Below are 20,837 nucleotides of genomic sequence, written 5' to 3'. Positions count from 1 at the left end.
CGAGTTCAAGCGATGAAGAAATTTCTCCTGTCGGCCGCCGTTGCGGCGCTCCTCACGACCTCCGCCGTGGCCGAGACCGTTCGCGTGGGAGTCACCGCCGGCCCTCATGCGCAAATCCTGGAACAGGTCGTGCCGGAGGCGAAGAAGTTGGGGCTCGACGTCAAGGTCGTCGAGTTCACGGACTACGTCATTCCCAATCAGGCGCTGGCGCAGAAGGACATCGAGATCAACTCGTTCCAGCATGAGCCTTACCTGAAGAACCAGCTTGCGAAGACCGACTGGCGACTGGCCAAGGTGGGCGACACCATCGCCTCGCCCATGGGGTTCTACTCGAAGAAGTACAAGAGCTTCGACGATCTGCCCTCGGGCGCGGCCGTCGCGATACAGAACGATCCGACGAACGGCGCCCGGTCGCTGCAGCTTCTCGCCACGAACGGCATCATCAAGCTGCGGGAGGGCGCGGGTGTCACCGCCGGCGTCGCCGACATCACAGGCAATCCGAAGCGGTTCCGGTTCATCGAGCTCGATGCCGCGCAACTGCCGCGCTCGCTGCCAGATGTCGATGCCGCCGCCGTCAACAATAACTATGCCGTCCAGGCCGGACTCGATCCGGTGAAGGATTCCATACTGAAGGAAACGGCGGATGGGCCCTGGGTCAATATCATTGTCGTGCGCGAGGAGGACCGGGAAAAGCCTTGGGTCGCGACCTTCGTGAAGGCCTATCACAGCGACGCGGTGAAGCAATTCATCGCCGACAAGTTCAAGGGTGCCTACGTTGCAGCGTGGTAGGCTGCGGTCTCTCCCCGGAAGCTTGTGCGGAACGCCCCCGGTGCAACCGGGGGCGTTCTGCTTTGGATGGGGCTTTCCGTCGGCGTGGCCAGCGCTGCATGTCTGGATCGGCGGGCAGGGCCTCAAGAATCCTCCTTCCGAGCCGCAATCGAAACAAGTCCATTCCCCGATCTCGGCGAACTTTGGGATTCGCTTTCGTTGACGCGATACCGCGAAGACGGGATCATGTGGCATCGGCCTCGGCCGGTCGCGGGATTTGACGGAGCAGCTTGCGCCGCGACACCAAACGCTAAAGCGCCACGATGATTTCGTGGGTCTCCGGATTAGAACAGGAGAAGCCCCGTGAGCTTTGTTACCGCAAGCTGTCGGCGCTAGCCGGATCCGACACCTCGTTGCGTCGTCCCGCGGAGCGGCCGGGTGCCTCGGTCCCTGCGTTTCGGCCAGCCTCCTTCCCCAATCCAGATCTGACACCGCCGCGGCGTGCGCCCGGCGTTAGGGAGCTTATTGCGATGATCGGACACCTTTCCCGCCGCCTCGTGCTCGCGGCAGCACTCACCAGCCTCGTGCCGGCGGTTGCCGTCGCGCAGGCGCAGACGGCGGACGTCGTGCCGACCGTGCAGCCGGGCAGGGCGCTCAAAGTCGGCGTTTCCGCCGGCCCCTACGGCGACATCCTGCGCGAGGCGGCGCGCATTGCCGAGAAGGAGGGGCTGAAGGTCGAGGTGATCGAGTTTACCGACTGGACGCAGCCGAACGTCGCGCTGAACTCCGGCGATATCGACCTCAACAATTTCCAGCACCGGCCCTATCTCGCCAATCAGGTCAAGGCGCGCGGGTTCCAGATCATCCCGCTCGAGACATCGATCGTGGTGCCGGCGGGCATCTACTCCTCGAAGTTCACCAAACTGGCGGACATTCCCGCCGGTGCCAAGGTGGCGATCCCCAACGACCCGACCAATTCCGCGCGCGCACTCTATCTGTTCCAGCAGGCTGGCCTGATCAAGCTGAAGGAAGGCGCGGGCATCTCGGCAACCCCCGCCGACATCGTTGAAAATCCCAAGAAGCTGAGCTTCATCGAGCTTGAGGCCGCCCAGTTGCCGCGCTCCCTCGACGATGTTGCGGTGGCGTTCGTCTCGAACAATTACGCACACCTCGCCGGTCTCGACCAGAAGAAGGCACTGGCGCTGGAAGGCGTGGATTCGCAATGGACGCTGGTGTTCGCCGCCCGCGAGGACCGCAAGGATGACCCGCGCATCCGCCGCTATATCGACATCTACCGCTCGGCCGAAGTCAAAGCGTTCGTCGACAAGGCGTTCGCCGGCAGCATCCTGGCTACGTGGTGATGGTGGCCGGGCAAGCGCCCGGCCGTTGCGGCAAGTGGCGGCGTAGCCGGCGCGTCCGGAACAAATTCTCTCGTGCCGCCGCAAGCTGCAGAGGATTCAATTCGCCCAAGCTGTGACCTGGAGTGAAGATGATCCAAATTCCTCTCCCGGTCTTGCGTGAATCCGCGGGTCGGCTTCTCCTGTGAGCCGGCTCTTCGACGGCTCCGTTCTCGGAGCATCCATTTCTGGAGATCGATTTGCCGTGGAGACCGAGATGACAAATTCGCAGCCCCTGGATTGGCGCTACCTCGCGGCAACGGCTGCTGCCTTTGGCCTTGTGCTGGCGACGACCGTGTTCGGCCATGCGCAGGACGGGAGCCGTGAATCCGCAACACAGTCGTCCGAGGTGACGCTTACCAACGTGTCGTATGATCCGACACGCGAACTTTACAAGGCAATCAACGAGGCGTTTGCGAAGGACTGGCTGGCGCGGACCGGCCAGAGGGTGACCATCCGCACCTCGCATGGCGGCTCGGGGCGGCAGGCGCGCACGGTGATCGACGGGCTCCAGGCCGACGTGGTGACGCTGGCGCTCGCCGCCGACATCGACGCGATCGCCGAGAAGGCCAAGCTGTTGCCGGCGAACTGGCAGACGCGGCTGCCCAGCAATTCCTCGCCCTACACCTCGACCATCGTGTTCCTGGTGCGCAAGGGCAACCCCAAGGCCATTCAGGACTGGAGCGATCTCGCCAAGCCCGGCGTGGCGGTGATCACCCCCAACCCGAAGACCTCGGGCGGGGCGCGCTGGAACTACCTCGCCGCCTGGGCCTATGAGCTCGACCGCACCAACGATCCGGAGAAGGCCAAGGCGTTCGTCGCTGCGATCTATCGCAACGTTCCGGTGCTCGACACCGGCGCGCGCGGCTCGACGACGACGTTCGTGCAACGCGGGCTGGGCGACGTGTTCATTTCGTGGGAGAACGAGGCCCATCTCGCGCTCGCCGAGTTCGGCGCCGACAGGTTCGACATCGTCTATCCGTCGCTGTCGATCCTGGCCGAGCCGCCGGTCGCACTGGTCGACGCAGTTGTCGACCGGCGCGGCACGCGCCATGTGGCCGAGGCCTATCTCGACTTTCTCTACTCCCCCGCGGCGCAGCGCATCATCGCCGCCAACTTCTACCGGCCGTCGAAGCTGGAGGCCGCCGACCCGGCCGACCTCAAGCGGTTTCCGAATCTCAAGCTCGTCACCATCGATGCGGTGTTCGGCGGCTGGAGCAAGGCGCAAGCCGAGCACTTCGCCGATGGCGGTGTGTTCGACGAGATCTATAAGCCCGGTGGGGCGGCAGGCCGATGAGCGCTGCCGACACCTTGCGATCGATGCCTTTTAAGCTGCGCCAGCACTCTGCGCTGCCGGGATTTGGCCTGACCTTCGGCTTCGCGGTGACCTATCTGTCGCTGATCGTTCTCATTCCGCTCAGCGTTCTGGTAGGCCGTGCCTCTGGTCTCGGGATTGAGGGGCTTTGGGAGACTGCGACAGCGCCGCGGACCGCCGCGGCGCTGAGGCTGACGTTCGGGGTCGCATTCGCGGCGGCCGCGCTCAACGCGGTGAGCGGGTTTGTCGTGGCGTGGGTCCTGACTCGCTATGCGTTTCCCGGCCGGCGGCTGTTGGATGCCATGGTCGATTTGCCGTTTGCGCTGCCCACAGCGGTCGCTGGAATCGCCCTCACTGCGATCTATGCACCGAACGGCTGGGTCGGCTCACGGCTTCTGCCGCTCGGCATTTCCGTTGCGTACACGCCGCTTGGCATTTTCGTGGCCTTGGTGTTCATCGGGCTACCATTCGTGGTGCGAACTGTTCAGCCGGTTCTGGCCGATCTCGACCGCGAGATCGAGGAGGCCTCCGCCACGCTCGGCGCCTCGCGGGTGCAAACCGTGGCGCGCGTCGTCCTGCCTGCGCTGGCACCGGCGGTGCTGACCGGCTTCGCGCTGGCGTTCGGCCGCGCGGTCGGCGAATACGGCTCGGTGATCTTCATCGCCGGCAACATGCCGTTCGTGTCCGAGATCGCGCCGCTCCTGATCGTCATCCAGCTCGAGGAGTTCAACTACACCGGGGCGGTGGCGCTCGCCACCATCATGCTGGCGATCTCGTTCATGGCGCTTTTGGTGATCAACCTCATCCAGGCCTGGAGCCGGCGGAGGTTCGGTCATGTCTAATGGGGTGTCGGCAGCAGTTGTGTTGCGGGGAAGCCCGGTAGAGGTGGTCGGCGAGGGGCTTTTCGTCCGTTTGGTCCTGATTGCGGCCGCGATGGCGTTCCTGGCGTTGTTCCTGGTGCTGCCCTTGACCGCCGTGTTCGCCGAGGCGCTGCGCCGCGGCGTCGCGGCCTATTTCGCCAGCTTCGCCGATCCCGACACACAGGCGGCAATCCGCCTGACATTGCTGGTGGCAGCGATTGCGGTACCGCTGAACGTGGTGTTCGGCATCGCCGCAGCCTGGGCCGTGGCGAAATTCGATTTCGTTGGAAAGAGCGTGCTGGTCACTCTCATCGACCTGCCATTCTCGGTATCGCCTGTGGTCTCTGGTCTCGTCTTCGTGCTGCTGTTCGGCGCGCACGGCGTGTTCGGCAGCTTCCTGCAGGAGCATGACATCAAGATCATCTTCGCCGTACCAGGCTTGGTGCTGGCGACGATCTTCGTCACCTTCCCGTTCGTGGCGCGCGAGCTGATTCCGCTGATGCAGGAGCAGGGCACGGCCGAGGAGGAGGCGGCGTTGACGCTCGGCGCCTCTGCCTTTCGCATGTTTCTCACCGTCACGCTGCCGAACGTGAAATGGGCGCTGCTCTATGGGGTGCTGCTCGCCAATGCACGCGCCATGGGCGAGTTCGGCGCGGTGTCGGTTGTTTCCGGACACATTCGCGGCCTTACGAACACACTGCCGCTGCAGGTGGAGATTCTCTACAATGAATATGCCTTTGTCGGTGCCTTCGCGGTCGCCTCGCTTCTCGCTGGGCTCGCTCTCATCACGCTCGTGGTCAAGTCAGCCCTCGAATGGCGCTACGGCGATGGCCTTGCAAGAGCACGCCGCCTTGGATAGCGGCCGGACAGCGGAAATCCGGGCCGAGAGCATCAGCAAGCGCTTCGGTGAGGCAGCGGCACTTGATGGGGTCAGCTTGCGCGCACGTCCCGGCGAGCTGGTGGCGCTGCTGGGCCCCTCGGGATCCGGCAAGACGACGCTGCTGCGCATCGTCGCCGGGTTGGAGCAGGCCACCAGTGGACGGATCCTGCTTGGCGGCGAGGACGCAACGCAGGTGCCGGTGCAGGCGCGCGGCGTCGGCTTCATGTTTCAGCATTATGCACTGTTCCGCCATCTCACCGTGGCCGAGAACATCGCGTACGGCTTGAGGGTGCGCCCGCGTGCATCACGACCGTCGAGTGCGGCGATCCGGGCGCGAGTGGCGGAACTGCTCGACCTCGTGCAGCTTGCCGGGCTGGAGCGGCGCTATCCCGCGCAACTTTCTGGTGGTCAGCGCCAGCGCGTGGCGCTGGCTCGCGCCTTGGCCGTCGATCCCAAGGTGCTGCTGCTCGATGAGCCGTTTGGCGCGCTCGACGCCCAGGTGCGACGCGACCTCCGCCGCTGGCTGCGCGACATCCATGAGAAGACCGGCCACACCACGCTTTTCGTCACCCACGACCAGGACGAGGCGCTCGAGATTGCCGATCGTGTTGCCGTCCTCAACCGGGGGCGGCTGGAGCAGATCGGAACACCCGACGAGGTCTATGAGCATCCGGCGACGGCGTTCGTCGCGGGCTTCATCGGCGAGGCGGCGCGGCTTCCAGCGCATGCGACCGGCGGCGTGCTGCGGCTCGGCCCGCACGCGCTCCCGCTGAACGGCGCGAGGGTCGCGGACGGACCGGCATCGCTGTTCGTCCGCCCACGCGACCTTGTCCTGGCAGAGGGCGAGGCGAACGCGCTGTCGGCGCGGATTGCTGATGTGCGGCGAGCAGGGGCGACGCGGCGGGCCGAGCTTCAGATCGATGCGGATCTTCCAAAGGTGGAGATGGAGTTGCCGCCGGACGTGCTGCTCGCCAGGGGCGACACCGTCCATGTGTCCTTCCGCCGGCTTCGTGCCTTCGGCGCGTAGAGTCCATGCAATATCGAGGTTCGTCCATGGCACGTTTCCGCTTCCTTCCCGTGTCCCATGACGTCGCCGGTCGCCGCGTGGTCGTGGTCGGGGAGGGAGCCGCAGCACTGCAGAAGCTGCGATTGCTGGCACGCACCGAAGCGGCATTGACGCTGGTCGCCGCGAATCCGTCGCCGGCACTCGAGCGGTTCGCCGCTTCGCATGGAATTACCCGAAGTGACGGCGACTTTTGCGCCTATGCGCTGGATGACGTCGCCCTGGCAATCATCGCTACCGGTGACGCCGACACCGATGCGCGTCATGCGGCACATGCCCACGCGCAACGCGTGCCGGTCAACGTGGTCGACCGACCGCAACTCTCCGACTTCGCCATGCCGGCGATCATCGATCGCGCACCGATCTCGGTCGCCGTCGCCACCGATGGCCACGCACCGGTTCTGGCGACACGGATTCGCGGGATGATCGAGGCGCTGTTGCCGCCGAACCTCGGCCAGCTCGCTGTTCTTGCGGGTTCAGTGCGCTCCCAGGTACTCGATCGTCTCGCGGATCCTGTCGCACGGCGCAGATTCTGGACAGGTCTCCTGGAAGGCCGCGCGGCCGAGCTCGCGCTCGCCGGTGCGGCGGAGACCGCAGCTCAACAGGCGCTCGCGGATCTCGATCAAGCGATCGCCCGAACGGTGGCTGGTGCCGTGCTGTTCATTGGCACCGGACCAGGGGAGGCGGATCTGATGACTCTGCGTGCCCACCGCCTGCTGCTCGGCGCCGACGTGCTGGTCCACGATAGCGATGCACCGGAAGACATCCTGGCATTGGCGCGACGTGACATCGAACGCATCGGCATCGACCCGCCAAGGCACGGCGCGGTGTACCAACCTGACGAGGTTGCGCTGCTGACACAGCATGCCGGTGCCGGCCGGCGCGTGGTTCGACTTGTTCCGGGCGATGCAGCGGCCTCGGCGTTCGTTCGTAGCGCGGCAACAGCGCTTCGCGTGGCGGGGATCGCCTGCGACGTCGTCCCGGGTGTCGCCGGAGCGAGACCGGCTGCGTGTCCATCCACCCGCAGAGCGGCTTGAGCGATGACCAGATCGAAGACCACAAAGCCCTTCCAGCCATCCGTGGCAATCGCCAACGATCTCCGCACAGGCCTCGTGGTGTTCCGCCGGGCGGACGGCGCATGGCTTCCCTCTGTCGGAGACGCCGAAATCGCGACGACGCGCGAGGCCGCCGACGCATTGCTGGCTCGCGCCCGTGCCGACCACGATGCCGGACGTGTGGTGGAGCCGACACTGATCGGGGTTGTGAACGAAAAGGGGTTCGTACGGCCTTTGGAGTTGCGTGAGCTGATTCGCGCAAGCGGCCCGACGATCCTGGTGTCCAGCAACGCCGGTCCGGAGCATCCGTGATGTATCGATACGATGAGTTCGACGCCACCTTTGTCCGAGAGCGCGTGGCGGAATTCGCCGACCAGGTCGAGCGGCGGCTGGCCGGCGAACTGACCGAAGATCAGTTCCGGCCGCTTCGCCTGATGAACGGCGTCTATCTGCAGCTTCATGCCTACATGCTGCGTATCGCGATTCCCTATGGCACGCTGTCGGCACGCCAGATGCGCAAGCTTGCCGACATCGGCCGACGGTTCGACCGCGGCTATGGCCACTTCACTACCCGCCAGAACCTTCAGTACAACTGGATCGCACTGCAGGACGTGCCGGCGATCCTGAACGAACTCGCCGAGGTCGAGATGCACGCGATCCAGACTTCTGGAAGCTGTGTGCGCAATGTCACGGTCGATCATTTCGCCGGCGCCGCGGCGGATGAGATCGCCGATCCGCGACCCTATGCCGAGATCCTGAGGCAGTGGTCCTCGCTCCACCCGGAATTCACCTTCCTACCGCGCAAGTTCAAGATCTCGATTAGCGGCGGGCCGCGAGACCGAGCCGCAATTCAGGTCCACGACATCGGGCTGGAGGTGACGCGCGACGCGGCGGGCAGGATCGGCTTTGCAGTCTATGTCGGCGGTGGCCAGGGACGCACGCCAATGGTCGCGAAGAAGCTTCGCGACTTCGTGGCTGAGGAAGACGTGCTTGCCTATGTCGAGGCCATCCTGCGAATCTACAATCTCGAGGGACGGCGCGACAACAAGTACAAGGCGCGCATCAAGATCCTGGTTCACGAGACAGGGTTCGACCGGCTCAAGGCGGCGATCGAAGACGAGTTCGGCGAGTTGCGGGGCCGCACCCTGACGCTTCCGGCAGAGGAGATCGCGCGAATTCGCGCCTACTTTGCGCCGCCGGCCTTCGTCGAGGAGCCGGGCCGCGCGGAGATCTTCGAGGCGGCCAGACGCGCCAACCCCGCCTTTGTCCGCTTCGTCGCGCGCAACGTGCACCCGCACCGCCAGCCGGGCTATGGGATCGTCACGATCTCGCTGAAGCCGTCCGGTGGCATCCCGGGCGATGCCAACGCCGACCAGATGGATGCGGTCGCAGACATTGCCGAGCGGTTCTCCTTCGGCGAGATTCGCGTGTCGCACGAGCAGAACCTCATCCTGCCGCACGTCAGGCTTGATGACCTGCCGGCGGCGCATGCGGCGCTGGAGAGCGTGGAGCTTGCCACGCCGAATGCCGGCCTCATCACCGATATCATCTGCTGCCCCGGGCTCGACTATTGCTCGCTGGCGAATGCCCGCTCGATCCCGGTTGCGCAGCGGCTGTCGGAGCGTTTCGCCGATCTCGACCGTCAACATGACATCGGAGACCTGAAGCTCAAGATTTCCGGTTGCATCAATGCGTGCGGCCATCATCACGTCGGACACATCGGCATTCTTGGTGTCGACCGCAAGGGCGAGGAGTTCTACCAGATCACGCTTGGCGGCTCGGCTGACGAGAACACCGCGATCGGTGAGATCGTAGGCCGCGGGTTCTCGTCTGAAGACGTCGTCGATGCCGTGGAGATCATCATCAGCGCGTACGTTCGCCTTCGTTTGGCGCCGGAGGAGACGTTTCTCGCCACCTATCGAAGGCTCGGCGAGAAGCCGTTCTGGGAGGCGCTCTATGCCGACGCCGGCTGACGCAGCGCTGCTGCAGGACCGTTATGGGGCCGCCGATGCGGCGACGGTGCTGCGAGCGGCACTCGACCACTTCAAGGGCGAGATTGCGGTTGTGTCGTCGTTCGGGGCCGAGTCGGTGGTGCTGCTTCACCTTGCAGCAACGATCGATCGGGCGATTCCGGTGCTGTTCGTCGACACTGGCCGGCACTTCCCGGAGACGCTGGCCTACCGCGACGAACTGGCGGAGCGGCTGGGGCTCGGCGATGTGCGGGTGGTGGGCCCGTCACCGGATGCGGTCAGCCGCCGCGATCCGGATGGAACTCGGGCGACCTGGGATCCGGATGGCTGCTGTGCCCTTCGAAAGGTGTCGCCGTTCAATGCGGCACTTGAGCCGTTCGCCGCCTGGATCACCGGCCGCAAGCGCTTTCAGGCCGAGACGCGAGCTGCGCTGCCGGCGTTCGAATTCGAGGACAAGCGGGTGAAGGTGAATCCGCTCGCGGCGTGGGGTGCGGCGGATCTTGCGGCCTATGCCCGCAAGCACAGCCTGCCGCAACACCCGCTGGTGGCGCGCGGCTATCCGTCGATCGGCTGTCAACCGTGCACGCGACCGGCGTCCGCCGACAATCCGCGGGCCGGCCGATGGTCCGGCTTCGACAAGACCGAATGCGGCATCCACCGCCCGGCCTCGCTGCCCTTGATCTCGGAAACCTGACCCGGACAACCGACCATGGCACTCTATCGAAACGGCTCCTTCGGCGACGACGACTGGCAGTTTCCAGGCGAGACCGAACCGGTGCCGGCGACCGGCAAGGTGGCGCTTGCGAAGGCGCGTCTGATCGCGGAATGGCCGAAGCTGCGCCAGCGCAATGCCGGCGCGGGTGTCGTGCTGGCAGCCGGCGAGAGGCTCGACGGGCTTCAGGAGATCATTCCCCACCTGCGATTGGTGGTGGTGCACGTCGCGAAATATGCGGACGGCCGACATTTCTCGACGGCGCGACTGCTGCGCGATCGGTTCGGCTATCAAGGCGAGCTGCGTGCGGTCGGCGACGTGCTGCAGGACCAGATCGTGTTTCTCACCCGTGTCGGGTTCGACGCGCTTGATGTCACGCACCCTGGCACGATCGGAGCGCTGCGCGAGGGCCGCATCAAGGCGGTGCGGCACCATTATCAGCCGGCGTCGCGGGAAGGTACTGAAACGCGGCCCGGCCCGCGGCCCTGGCTGCGCGTCTCGGAGACAGTCTGATGTCCGATATCCTGATGCCGGGGGCCCTGCCGGAGGAGCCACCGGTCGTACGCCGCCCGGCGCGGCAGGGCCGTCTGTCGCCCCATCTGAAGCGTCTCGAGGATGAGGCAATCTTCATCCTGCGCGAGGTGGTGGCCGAGTTCCGTAATCCGGTGATGCTGTATTCGGTCGGCAAGGATTCCAGCGTCATGCTGCACCTTGCCCGCAAGGCATTCTTTCCGGCGCGGCCACCGTTTCCCTTCCTGCACATCGCTTCGGGCTGGGATTTTCGCGATCTGCTCGACCATCGCGACCGCACGGCGAGGGAGCTTGGGCTCGACCTGATCGTGCGTTCGAACGAACGCGCTGCCCGCGCCGGGGTCAATCCGTTCGACACCGAGACCGGCGAATATACCCGCCTGATGCTGACGGAAGCGCTCAAGGCCGCGCTCGATGAATTCGGATTCGACGCCGCGTTCGGCGGTGGCCGGCGCGACGAGGAAAAGGCGCGCGCCAAGGAGCGCATCTTCTCCCACCGTGCCAGCGGCCACATCTGGGAGCCGCGCAACCAGCGCCCCGAATTGTGGAGCCTGTTCAACACGCGCCTTTCGCCGGGCGAGACGATGCGGGTGTTCCCGCTCTCCAACTGGACCGAGTTCGACATCTGGGACTACATCCGTATCGAGGACATCCCGATCGTGCCGCTCTATCTCGCCGCTGACAGGCCGGTGGTCGACCGCGATGGCGCGCTGATCGTCGTCGATGACGAGCGCATGCGTTTCAATCCCGGCGAGCAGGTGGTGACGCGCCGCGTGCGCTTTCGCACGCTCGGCTGCTGGCCGCTGTCTGCCGCGACGGCATCGGACGCAACGACGGTGGACGACATATTTGCCGAGGTGGTCGCCTCCGAGTCATCGGAACGACAGGGCCGGCTGATCGACGGCGCCATGCATGCCTCGATGGAACGCAAGAAGCGCGAGGGGTATTTCTGATGTCGACTGCAGCCGCACGCGCCATTGCCGCCGAGACGATCCAGTCCGAGCCGGAGGTGCTGCCGCGCCAGGAACGCAGCGAGCTGCGGTTCATCACCTGCGGCTCGGTGGACGACGGCAAGTCGACCCTGATCGGCCGGCTGCTTCACGAAGCGAACAGCCTGTTCCGGGACCAGATGGCGACGCTGGAACGCGATTCGCGGCGGTTCGGCACCACCGGCGGCGAGATCGACTACGCTCTGCTGCTGGATGGCCTGGAGGCCGAGCGCGAGCAGGGCATCACCATCGATGTGGCCTACCGGTTCTTTGCCACAGCGCAACGTGCGTTCATCGTTGCCGATACGCCCGGCCACAAGCAATACACCCGAAACATGGCGACCGGCGCTTCGAACGCCGATTTCGCGGTTCTGCTGGTGGACGCTCGCCGCGGTCTCCTCGAGCAGACGCACCGTCATGCGGTCATCGTCTCGCTGCTCGGCATTCGCCACGTCGCGCTCGCGATCAACAAGATCGACCTCGTCGAGTTCTCGCAAGACGTGTTCGAGGAGATTGCGGCGGCGTTCCGCGCATTCGCAGCGCCGCTCGCATTCGCGTCGATCACCGCGATTCCGCTGTCCGCGCGGTTTGGCGACAATATCGCCGAACCGAGTCCGCGCACGCCCTGGTACCATGGGCCGACACTGCTTCGGCTGCTGGAAACCATCGATGTCGGGCATCACCGGGCCGATCAGGCTTTCCGGCTGCCGGTGCAATGGGTCAATCGACCGTCGCAGAACTTTCGCGGGTTCGCCGGCACCGTGGCGTCAGGAGAGATCAGGGTCGGCGATGCGGTTGTCGCCGCCGCTTCGGGACATACGTCGCGTGTCGCGCGCATCGTCACCTTCGATGGCGACGTGCCGCGTGCGGCAGCCGGGCACGCCGTGACGTTGACTCTGGAGGACGAGCTCGACATCGCCCGGGGTGACGTGCTCGCAGCGCCGCGGGCGCGGCCGATCGTGTCCCGGCAGTTTTCCGCCGACGTGGTGTGGATGGATGAGGACCCCGGCGTTCCGCGCGCCGCCTATCTGCTGAAGGCAGGCACGGCGACGGTGCCTGCGGTCATTGCCAACATTGCCAGCGCGCTCGCGGTCGATACGCTTCTGAATGAAGACGCGGACATCCTGCCGCTGAACAGCATCGGCCGGATACACCTCGAGACGACGATCCCGATCGCCGTCGATCCCTATGATGACAACCGCACCACCGGCTCGTTCATTCTGATCGATCGGACGACGCACCGCACGGTCGCCGCCGGCATGATTCGCGAAAGCCTCGGCGGATCGCAGGAGATCCACGGCCACGCGCATGACGTGACGCCGGAACGACGAGCATTCCTCAAGGCGCAGACACCGGTCGTGGTGTGGCTGACCGGACTGTCGGGAGCCGGGAAATCGACGATCGCCAATCTGGTCGAACGGCGACTGGTGGCCCAGGGCTTCCACACCATGCTGCTCGACGGTGACAATCTGCGGCAGAGTCTCAATTCCGACCTGGGTTTCGACGCGCTCTCGCGCACCGAGAATGTGCGACGGGTTGGCGAGGTCGCGCGGCTTCTGCACGATGCCGGCCTGATCGTGGTCACAGCGCTGGTGTCGCCATTCCGTGCCGATCGCGCCCGCATTGCTGCGCTGCTGCCCGAAGGGCGATTCCTGGAGGTCTTCGTCGACGCACCGCTCGACGTGTGCCGCGAGCGCGATCCGAAGGGGCTCTATGCGAAGGCGGAGGCCGGTCGCATCAGGCACCTGACCGGACGTGATCAGGCCTACGAACCTCCCGTGTCGCCAGCGCTGGTGCTGAATACGGAACGTGAAAGTGCGGCAATTGCGGCGGAACGGGTGGTTCGGCTGGTGGTCGCGCATACCCGTGGCAATCCGTCGGGAGGGGATGGCGCCCAGCTCTGATCATGGGATCCCGCGTTCCGATCGGGATGGCCGCGCTTGGAAGGATGGCCGCACTTGGAAGGAACGTGGCTGCGAGCGGCGGTTGGGGAGCGGGTCGTTTCCAACGTCACGCTGAGATTGGACGTTGCGTGCCGTGCCGGCGTCTCCCACTCCCCGGAATATTTCCATCACGTTGGTCGACGCCGGTCCCATCGCCGCCGGACGCGGATGTCGGAGAGATCGACGAGGATGCTGTGCTGATCGAACGGCTTCATGTTGGCGGACCGTTTCATTGCCTGGACCACGACGCTTGTGTCCTATCGTCATTTCCTTCGGCCACGCCACAGACCTTTCGCCGCTTCGCCCGCATCACGCCAACCATTTGGCGACGTCCTCGGCCTTGGGCATCCTGCCCGCATGGATCACCTTATACCAACGGCCGCGAACGCGGACCGTTGGTTCCGATCGCGGATTTTCGCGAAATCTTTGATTTCCCAATAGAAAATCTGCGAGAGTCAACGGCCCCACGCGTCAGCGTCTGGGGCCGTTGATATTACCGTCGATGACGATGCCTTGCGTCGAGGCGACGCCGAAGGAGGCGATGGCGGCATGATCGGCGACCTTCTCGACGGTCACTGGGATGGCGACCCGGGCAACCCCGGCCTCGACCATTGCAGCGGCGTCCGAGCTGCCCTTGCAATCCGCCCCAGCCCCTTGGCGTCCTTCATCGTCTTCTCCTCCCGCACGTGAACAGCACGTTGGGCAGAAACCCGACCGCGAAGATGGCGAGTCGGACCGCGCCTACGAACAAGGCGATCAGCCGGCTGCTGAACGCCTTGCGCAGGATGATGAGTACGGCTTCGCGCCCGCCGCGCGGTCCCGCCTCGTCTGCGAGCGGCCGTGACCCATGGTTGCCTTCCGGGTGCGTAGAGGCATGCGCTTGACGACCACACGGTAGCGCCCGGACTCCGTCTCAACAGAGGTGGGGGAATGGGGCGCCGGCGCGGGATTGCTTTCGCGATCGGTGGTGGTCGTGAGCCGAAGAGAAGACATGTCTGCGCAGGGGCTGCTGCGTGGGATGAGGTTGCTGCCACGGGCAATGTTGCGAGACCGGAATTTTTATTCTCCGGACCGGGAGTCGCAGCGTTCGAACTCACGCTAGCATCTGCCTCGAAATGCGTCGTCGCGAGCGGATGCCGAGCGTGGCGGAGATGCCGGAAACCGCCGGTCTGACCGGCGTCCGATGGCGATGGTCCACCTTCGGCGGCATCCCGCGCGACTGGGCGACTGTGTCGCTGCTCTGATCTCACGCCTGGAATGGAATGACATGACGACCGCCTTCAACGACGATCTCCGCTACTGGGACGCGAAGCTCGAGACGCAGAGCCGCGAGGACTGGGATCGCCTCAAGCTTGGACTGCTGAAGCAGCACATCGCGCATGCCTACGCAAATTCACTCTATTATCGCGCCGCGTTCGACGCCGCGAAGGCCCATCCCGACCAGATCAGGACGCTCGACGACATCCGGCGCTTTCCCTTTATCGACAAGCGCGTGCTGCGCGACCGGCAGCTCGCGGTGCCGCCGTTCGGCGACCTCACCGCGGTCCCCGAGCGCGATATCGTCTACATCTCGGCCTCGTCCGGCTCGACCGGCGTGCCCACCGCCTCGCCATTCACCGCGCAGGATTTCGACGATTGGATCGACTATGAGGCGCGGCAGTTCTGGTCGTCCGGCATGCGGCCGCACGATCGGTATGCGCACTCGCTGAACATGTCCCTGTTCATCGGTGGGCCATGCGTGCTCGGCGCGCAGAAGCTCGGCGCGCTCAGCATTCATGCCGGGACGATACCGTCGGAGCGGCTGCTGGCGATTCTGCGCCAGTTCCAGGCGACCATCATCTGGACCACGCCGTCCTACGCCTGGTATCTCGGCGAGACGGCGCAGAAGGAAGGCTACGACCTGCGCAAGGATCTCAGCGTCAGGCGTATCTTCGTTGCCGGCGAGCCGGGGGGATCGATCCCCGAGACGCGGGGCCGCATCGAGGAACTCTGGGGCGCGTCAGTCTACGACTATTACGGCCTGTCCGACATCTTCGGCTCGTGCGCCGGCATGTGCGAGGAAAAGGACGGCCTGCACTGGGCGGAGGACCACATCCTGATCGAAGTGCTCGACCAGGTCACCGGCCTGCCAGTGAAGCCGGGCGAGCGCGGCGAGATGGTGCTGACGACGCTGAAGAAGACGGCGCGGCCGATGGTGCGTTTCCGCACCGGCGATATCGTCAGCTACAATCCGGAGCCCTGCAAATGCGGCCGCACCGCGGTCCGGCTCGACGGCATCCATGGACGGCTTGACGATATGCTGATCATCAAGGGCGTCAATTTGTTTCCGAGCGATGTCGAGGCGGTGGCGCGGCAGGACCACGAACTCACCGGCGAGTATCGCCTGATCGTCGAGCGGGTTCATCACCTCGACAGGCTCACCGTCGAGGTCGAGAAGGTGCGCGGCTTCAACGGCCACGACCAGGATCTTGCCCACCGCTTCGGGCGCAAGCTCAAGTCGGTCACCGGCGTGTCGGCGGATGTCAACGTGTTGCCGCCCGACACGCTGCCGCGCGCCACGCACAAGGCCAAGCGGGTCGAGGATCGCAGGGTCGGGGTGTGGGGCTGATCGCGGCTTGAGCCCGGCGTGCATGCGCTGGTCCGGGCGCTGCGGGCGGCGGCGCTGCGGCCGGCGGATGACCGCCCGTGCTGTATCTGGGGAACGGCAGGAATGCCGCTCAATCTCGGCCGCGCTCGCCGGGGGATCCGGCTCACATGGGGTGCACGCCGGCCGGCCGTTGGTGCCGTATCACGCCGCGGCGATGCGCGGGGCGGCGGCGAAGCTCTTGTAGACCGACATCAGATATTCGCCATAGCTGCTCTTGGCGACGCGCTGGGCCAGCGCGTGGAACTTGTCGAGCGGGATGTAGCCGAGCCGGAGCGCGATCTCCTCCGGGCAGGCGATGCGCAGGCCCTGGCGCTGCTCGAGGATCTGCACGAAATGGCTGGCCTCGACCAGCGAGGCGTGGGTGCCGGTGTCGAGCCACGCATAGCCGCGGCCGAGCGTTTCGACATAGAGGTCGCCGCGCTGCATGTAGGCGCGGTTGACGTCGGTGATCTCGATCTCGCCGCGCGCCGACGGCTTGATGCCGGCGGCGATGTCGAGCACGTCATTGTCGTAGAAATAGAGACCGGTCACCGCCACGTTCGACCTGGGGAATTTGGGCTTCTCCTCGATCGACAGGGCACGGCCGCTCTCGTCGAGCTCGACCACGCCATAGGCCTGCGGGTCGTTGACGACATAGCCGAACACGGTGGCGCCCGTCTGGCGCGCTGCCGCCTTCGCCAGCAGCCCCGGCAGGCCGGCGCCGTAGAAGATGTTGTCGCCCAGCACCAGGGCGACGCGGTCGTCGCCGACGAAATCGCGGCCGACGATGAAGGCGTCGGCGAGGCCGCGCGGCCGGTCCTGCACCGCATAGGAGAAGCGCAGCCCGAAATCGCCGCCGTCGCCGAGCAGGCGCTCGAACAGCGGCTGGTCCGGCGGATTGGTGATGATGAGGATGTCGCGGATCCCGGCAAACATCAGAGCCGCCAGGGGATAGTAGATCATCGGCTTGTCGAAGACCGGGAGCAGTTGTTTCGACACCACGGTGGTGACGGGATAAAGCCGCGTTCCGCTGCCGCCAGCCAGGATGATCCCCTTCATGCTGTCTTTCCCCCGCCCATCAATGTCAATAAACGATAGCATAGCCCCAGCTTGTGGCAAAGCGCGGTCAGAAATATGCCTTGAGTGTGTATTGACAGAACATGCTGGAGGTTTAGCTAAATTATCTAAGGTTGCGAAAAATGCTTAAACACTTAAAGATTGAATCAAGCCGATCGATTGCTTCAATGTGAAGCTTTGCGGTAGCCAGATAGCGATCTCCGCTCCGAGGCCGGCCTCTTGCCCGCGCGCAAATGGCCCGCGCGCAAATGGCCCGCGCGCAAATGGCCCGCGCGCAAGTGGCCCGCGCGCAAGCCGGCGCACACGGGGGTGCAAGCCGGCGCAGCCTGTTCGGCCCATTGAGGAACGCGCCGGCACAATGACAATGGCAGCGAAAGCCGACCGTTGGGTCCGGTCGCTACCGCCCGCCACCCTCAGGACCGGAGGTAGGTGCGTGGCAAAGGTGAGAGAAATTATGCCGCGCGGGGCGACGTGTGCGGGGCGGCGAACGCCGCCAGCGCCGCCTGAAGTTCCGGATGCGTCGCGGCGTGGCGGTCGAGCGGGATGCCGCCGGCGATGGCCTCCCAGGCTTGGCGAATGCTCGCGGCGCCGCCGCGCGGCCCCATCGGGTGGCCGAACACGCCGCGCCCCGGCACGAAGCCGAAATCGGCCGAGCCCAGCCGGCGGTAGACGCCCTCCAGCGTTGCCGCCGAGTCGCTGCCGCCGGGGACCGGCAGGCAGGGCTTGATCGGCCCCATCGGTTCCAGGCAGGCGCGTACGCAATCCAGCACCTCGCGCTCGGGGGTCATCATCCGCGGGCCGAAGCCGGGCATGATGACGACGTCGAACCCGGCCAGCCGCTGCAGGCGGGTGAGCACGCGCGAGTGGATGCCGTAGCCCGCCAGCCGGCTGAAGGCGGCGATGAACGGGAAGTGGGCGACCAGCGGCACCTCGGCGTGGCGGCGCAGCATGCGCACGCCACTCAGGCCCACAGGCATGGCGTTGACGAGCAGCGCATTGGCGCCGGCCGCGACCGCGAGATCGTGCAGATCGGCCAGCCGGTCGACCTCGTCGGTGATGTTGGCGAGGTAGATCTTGGGGGTGTCGGTCTCCTGCTCGGCCCGGCAGCGAGCGGCGCCGAGTGCCGCGGCGCGCTCCTTCAGCGGGCACCACGGAATGTCGGCCAGCATCTCGTCATCCTTGGCGATGTCGAGCCCGCCGAGCCAGCTCTCATAGCCGAGCTCGGCGAAGGGGGCGGCCGGCAGGCCGATATTGGGCTTGATGACGCCGAAGAAGATCGGGCGGTCGAACGCCTTCAGTTGCTCGCGCAGGCCGGCAAGCCCGAACTGCGGCCCCTCGAAAGCGGCGAGATAGGGCAGCGGAAAGCGGATATCCTCCAGCCGGATCAGCGGGATGCCGGGGGCGAAGAACACGCCCTCGCCGCACACCGCCGACAGCAGATTGGGGATCCGCGGGCCGAAATTGCCGTGCGGGTGGGCGATCGTCGCGCGGCAGGAGAACACTTCGCCGGGCGCGGCGCAGGCGACCGGCACTGAGAAGCCGATCGGCTGCGGCTCGGCGCGCAGATCGATCACCTTGGCGGCGAAGCGCGGCCGGAAATCCTCGTCCACGCCCACCCGCCGCCACTGCGCGGTCGATTGCTCGCTTGCGAGATGGGCCGCGGCGGCGCGCGGATCGCCCGCGCACTCGAAGGTGAAATCGAGCTCGATATAGTCGTCGAGATTGAGGTCGGCACGGGTGGCGAAGAAGCCCGCAATGTCATCCGGCGTCATCGGTCAGTCGGTTCCCAGCAGTTGCAAATCGAGCCCGCGCCGCTCGCGCGGTCCATCGAGCTCGATGAAGAAGATCGACTGCCAGCCGCCGAGCACGAGGTCGCCGCCGCTGACCGGGATGGTCTCGGACGAATTCATGAACAGGCCGAGCAGGTGCGAGTGGGCATTGTCGCGGCCGTCGACCGCGGCGAGATTGTGCAGCCAGTCGCCGTCGCGCGGCACCAGCCGCTTGAGGAAGGTGACCATGTCGCGCTGGAGCTGCGGCTCGCGCTCATTGACATTGACGCGGGCGGTGGTGTGCATAGAGGTAACTGTTACCAAGCCATCCCTGACGCCGGAGGCCGCCACCCAGTCCCGCACGCGCCCGGTGATATCGACGATCTCGATCGGCTCGATGGTGGCGAACTCGATCCGATGCCGGATGATCTTCATGGGTCGACCTCGGGGACGTGCCGGAAACCTTGGAGGCTGGAAACCTTGGAGGCTGGGATATGAGCCCCGGCTGAGGGGCAGGACGTTACCGTGCCGGTTCCGCGCACGCAAATTCCGGCCGTACGAGCACCCATCGCGCAAATAGCGGCTGCGCAGATGCCGGTTCGACGAACGCCGCTCCGCCGCCCCGCCCGATGGCGGCCGGACCCTGACCGCGCCGGGCTTCGCTCAGTGCTCGCCGTTCGGCCGCTCCACCGCCACCACCCGGCCGCGGTCGATCGCCAGCGCCAGCCGGCCCTCCTTCAGCGCCAGCGCCTTGTTGCCGAACAGCTCGCGCCGCCAGCCGCGCAGCGCCGCCACGTCGGCCTCGTCGTCGGCGGCGATCTGCTCGAGGTCGTCGACGGTGGCGATCACCTTGGCCGCCACCGCGTGGCGCTCGGCGGTCATGCGTAGCAGCACCTTCAGCAGCTCCACCGTGGCATGGGCGCCGTTGGAGGAATTGCGCTCGCGCTCGATGGCGGGCAGCGTCTTGGGGTCGCGGGCGAGGCCGCGCTTCACCGTCTCGATGATGGCGACGCCCCAGTTCGAGCGCTCGAACCCCTTGGGCAGCGAGCGAAGCTGCGCCAGCGCCTCGGGCGTGGTCGGCTGCTGGATGGCGATCTCGCCGATCACCTCGTCCTTGAGCACGCGCGAGCGCGGCACGTCGCGCGCCTGCGCCTCGCGGTCGCGCCACTCGGCGACCTCGATCAGCACCCCGAGCTCGCGCGGCTTGCGCACCCGCGTCTTGAGCCGCTGCCAAGCGACCGCCGGATCCTGCCGGTAGGTCTCCGGCGAGATCAGCACCGCCATCTCCTCGGCCACCCAGTCGCCGCGGCCGCGCTTCTCCAGGTCGCGCAGCAGGCGCATGTAGACATCGCGCAGATGCGTGACGTCGGCTTCCGCATAGGCGATCTGCGCCTCGCTCAGAGGCCGGCGCGCCCAGTCGGTGAACCGGCTGGACTTGTCGATGACCTGGCCGGTCAGTCGCTGGACGAGCTGGTCGTAGGACACCGAATCGCCGTGGCCGAGCACCATGGCCGCCACCTGGGTGTCGAACACCGGGTGGGGGATCATGTTGGCGCGGTGCCAGATGATCTCGATGTCCTGCCGGCCGGCATGGAACACCTTGACCACCTGCTCATTGGCCATCAGCTCGAAAAAGCATGACAGATCAAGGCCGTCGGCCAAGGCGTCGACCACGACGGCCTCGTCCGGCCCGGCCATCTGCACCACGCACAGCTTGGGCCAGAATGTGGTTTCGCGCAGAAACTCGGTGTCGACGGTGACGAACGGATATTCCGCAAGTCGCGAGCAGACGTCTGCCAGTTCCCGGGTGGTCGTAATCAGATTCATGGAACTGCTATAGCGGAGTCGCAGTCAGGCTTGGAGTCGGTGCCTTGACAAGGGT

19 protein-coding genes are annotated in these 20,837 nt (G+C 65.8%); 14 read left to right on the top strand and 5 right to left on the bottom strand.

Features of this window, described 5'->3' with window-relative positions:
• Positions 1 to 12: 12 nt before the first annotated feature.
• The 13 genes from BLTE_RS10595 (at position 13) to cysN (ending at position 13,444) form a co-directional block, all read left to right on the top strand.
• Positions 13 to 789 carry a MetQ/NlpA family ABC transporter substrate-binding protein gene (locus tag BLTE_RS10595; RefSeq protein WP_126400284.1) on the top strand — a complete coding sequence of 259 codons (777 nt, stop codon included), beginning with the start codon at positions 13 to 15 and terminating at the stop codon, positions 787 to 789.
• Between the two features lie 509 nt (positions 790 to 1,298).
• A complete protein-coding gene (locus BLTE_RS10590; protein ID WP_126400281.1) occupies positions 1,299 to 2,129 on the top strand; it encodes a MetQ/NlpA family ABC transporter substrate-binding protein in 831 nt (276 codons plus the stop codon).
• Between the two features lie 253 nt (positions 2,130 to 2,382).
• Positions 2,383 to 3,462 carry a sulfate ABC transporter substrate-binding protein gene (locus BLTE_RS10585; protein WP_126400278.1) on the top strand — a complete coding sequence of 360 codons (1,080 nt, stop codon included), beginning with the start codon at positions 2,383 to 2,385 and terminating at the stop codon, positions 3,460 to 3,462.
• A complete protein-coding gene (gene cysT / locus BLTE_RS10580; protein WP_126400274.1) occupies positions 3,459 to 4,322 on the top strand; it encodes a sulfate ABC transporter permease subunit CysT in 864 nt (287 codons plus the stop codon). The genes BLTE_RS10585 and cysT overlap by 4 nt, the downstream gene beginning before the upstream one ends.
• Positions 4,315 to 5,199 (top strand): sulfate ABC transporter permease subunit CysW, encoded by an 885-nt coding sequence (cysW, locus tag BLTE_RS10575; protein ID WP_126400271.1) that lies wholly within the window; start codon positions 4,315 to 4,317, stop codon positions 5,197 to 5,199. The genes cysT and cysW overlap by 8 nt, the downstream gene beginning before the upstream one ends.
• On the top strand, positions 5,168 to 6,247 hold the full coding sequence (locus BLTE_RS10570; protein WP_126400268.1) for a sulfate/molybdate ABC transporter ATP-binding protein: 1,080 nt from the start codon (positions 5,168 to 5,170) through the stop codon (positions 6,245 to 6,247). Before cysW ends, BLTE_RS10570 begins: the two co-directional genes overlap by 32 nt.
• Before the next feature lie 26 nt (positions 6,248 to 6,273).
• Positions 6,274 to 7,320, top strand: a complete 1,047-nt coding sequence (locus tag BLTE_RS10565) for an NAD(P)-dependent oxidoreductase (protein ID WP_160140582.1) — start codon at positions 6,274 to 6,276, stop codon at positions 7,318 to 7,320.
• 3 nt (positions 7,321 to 7,323) lie between these two features.
• A complete protein-coding gene (locus BLTE_RS10560; protein WP_126400262.1) occupies positions 7,324 to 7,650 on the top strand; it encodes a DUF2849 domain-containing protein in 327 nt (108 codons plus the stop codon).
• Positions 7,650 to 9,311, top strand: coding sequence for a nitrite/sulfite reductase (locus BLTE_RS10555; RefSeq protein ID WP_126400259.1), 1,662 nt, complete (start codon positions 7,650 to 7,652; stop codon positions 9,309 to 9,311). Before BLTE_RS10560 ends, BLTE_RS10555 begins: the two co-directional genes overlap by 1 nt.
• Complete coding sequence (locus tag BLTE_RS10550) at positions 9,295 to 10,002, top strand: phosphoadenylyl-sulfate reductase (RefSeq protein WP_126400256.1); 708 nt, start codon at positions 9,295 to 9,297, stop codon at positions 10,000 to 10,002. The genes BLTE_RS10555 and BLTE_RS10550 overlap by 17 nt, the downstream gene beginning before the upstream one ends.
• Before the next feature lie 15 nt (positions 10,003 to 10,017).
• The gene (locus tag BLTE_RS10545; protein ID WP_126400253.1) at positions 10,018 to 10,533 is read left to right on the top strand and encodes a DUF934 domain-containing protein; all 516 of its coding nucleotides are present in this window, start codon (positions 10,018 to 10,020) and stop codon (positions 10,531 to 10,533) included.
• Positions 10,533 to 11,504 carry a sulfate adenylyltransferase subunit CysD gene (cysD, locus tag BLTE_RS10540; protein WP_425290272.1) on the top strand — a complete coding sequence of 324 codons (972 nt, stop codon included), beginning with the start codon at positions 10,533 to 10,535 and terminating at the stop codon, positions 11,502 to 11,504. Before BLTE_RS10545 ends, cysD begins: the two co-directional genes overlap by 1 nt.
• Positions 11,504 to 13,444, top strand: coding sequence for a sulfate adenylyltransferase subunit CysN (gene cysN, locus BLTE_RS10535; RefSeq protein WP_126400250.1), 1,941 nt, complete (start codon positions 11,504 to 11,506; stop codon positions 13,442 to 13,444). The genes cysD and cysN overlap by 1 nt, the downstream gene beginning before the upstream one ends.
• A gap of 510 nt (positions 13,445 to 13,954) precedes the next feature.
• Here cysN and BLTE_RS17930 read toward each other — a convergent pair.
• Positions 13,955 to 14,095, bottom strand: a complete 141-nt coding sequence (locus BLTE_RS17930; protein WP_145988188.1) for a thioredoxin domain-containing protein — start codon at positions 14,093 to 14,095, stop codon at positions 13,955 to 13,957.
• A gap of 655 nt (positions 14,096 to 14,750) precedes the next feature.
• Between BLTE_RS17930 and BLTE_RS10530 the strand changes: the two genes are divergently transcribed.
• Complete coding sequence (locus BLTE_RS10530; protein ID WP_126400247.1) at positions 14,751 to 16,091, top strand: phenylacetate--CoA ligase family protein; 1,341 nt, start codon at positions 14,751 to 14,753, stop codon at positions 16,089 to 16,091.
• Between the two features lie 180 nt (positions 16,092 to 16,271).
• Here the strand turns inward: BLTE_RS10530 and rfbA are convergent, their stop codons facing one another.
• The 4 genes from rfbA to rnd all read right to left on the bottom strand — a co-directional run bounded on the left by rfbA (position 16,272) and on the right by rnd (position 20,782).
• Positions 16,272 to 17,168, bottom strand: coding sequence for a glucose-1-phosphate thymidylyltransferase RfbA (rfbA, locus tag BLTE_RS10525; RefSeq protein ID WP_126400245.1), 897 nt, complete (start codon positions 17,166 to 17,168; stop codon positions 16,272 to 16,274).
• Between the two features lie 470 nt (positions 17,169 to 17,638).
• Entirely contained in the window at positions 17,639 to 18,958 is a 1,320-nt protein-coding gene (locus BLTE_RS10520; RefSeq protein WP_126400242.1) for a RuBisCO large subunit C-terminal-like domain-containing protein, read from the bottom strand.
• 3 nt (positions 18,959 to 18,961) lie between these two features.
• On the bottom strand, positions 18,962 to 19,390 hold the full coding sequence (locus BLTE_RS10515; protein WP_126400239.1) for a secondary thiamine-phosphate synthase enzyme YjbQ: 429 nt from the start codon (positions 19,388 to 19,390) through the stop codon (positions 18,962 to 18,964).
• 228 nt (positions 19,391 to 19,618) lie between these two features.
• Positions 19,619 to 20,782, bottom strand: coding sequence for a ribonuclease D (gene rnd, locus BLTE_RS10510; RefSeq protein ID WP_126400236.1), 1,164 nt, complete (start codon positions 20,780 to 20,782; stop codon positions 19,619 to 19,621).
• Between the last annotated feature and the right edge of the window lie 55 nt (positions 20,783 to 20,837).

The organism is Blastochloris tepida (assembly GCF_003966715.1).
In the GTDB taxonomy this organism is placed as follows: Bacteria; Pseudomonadota; Alphaproteobacteria; order Rhizobiales; family Xanthobacteraceae; genus Blastochloris; species Blastochloris tepida.
The sequence above is the reverse complement of the archived record's forward strand: the minus strand, read 5'-3'. Positions and strand labels throughout refer to the sequence as shown.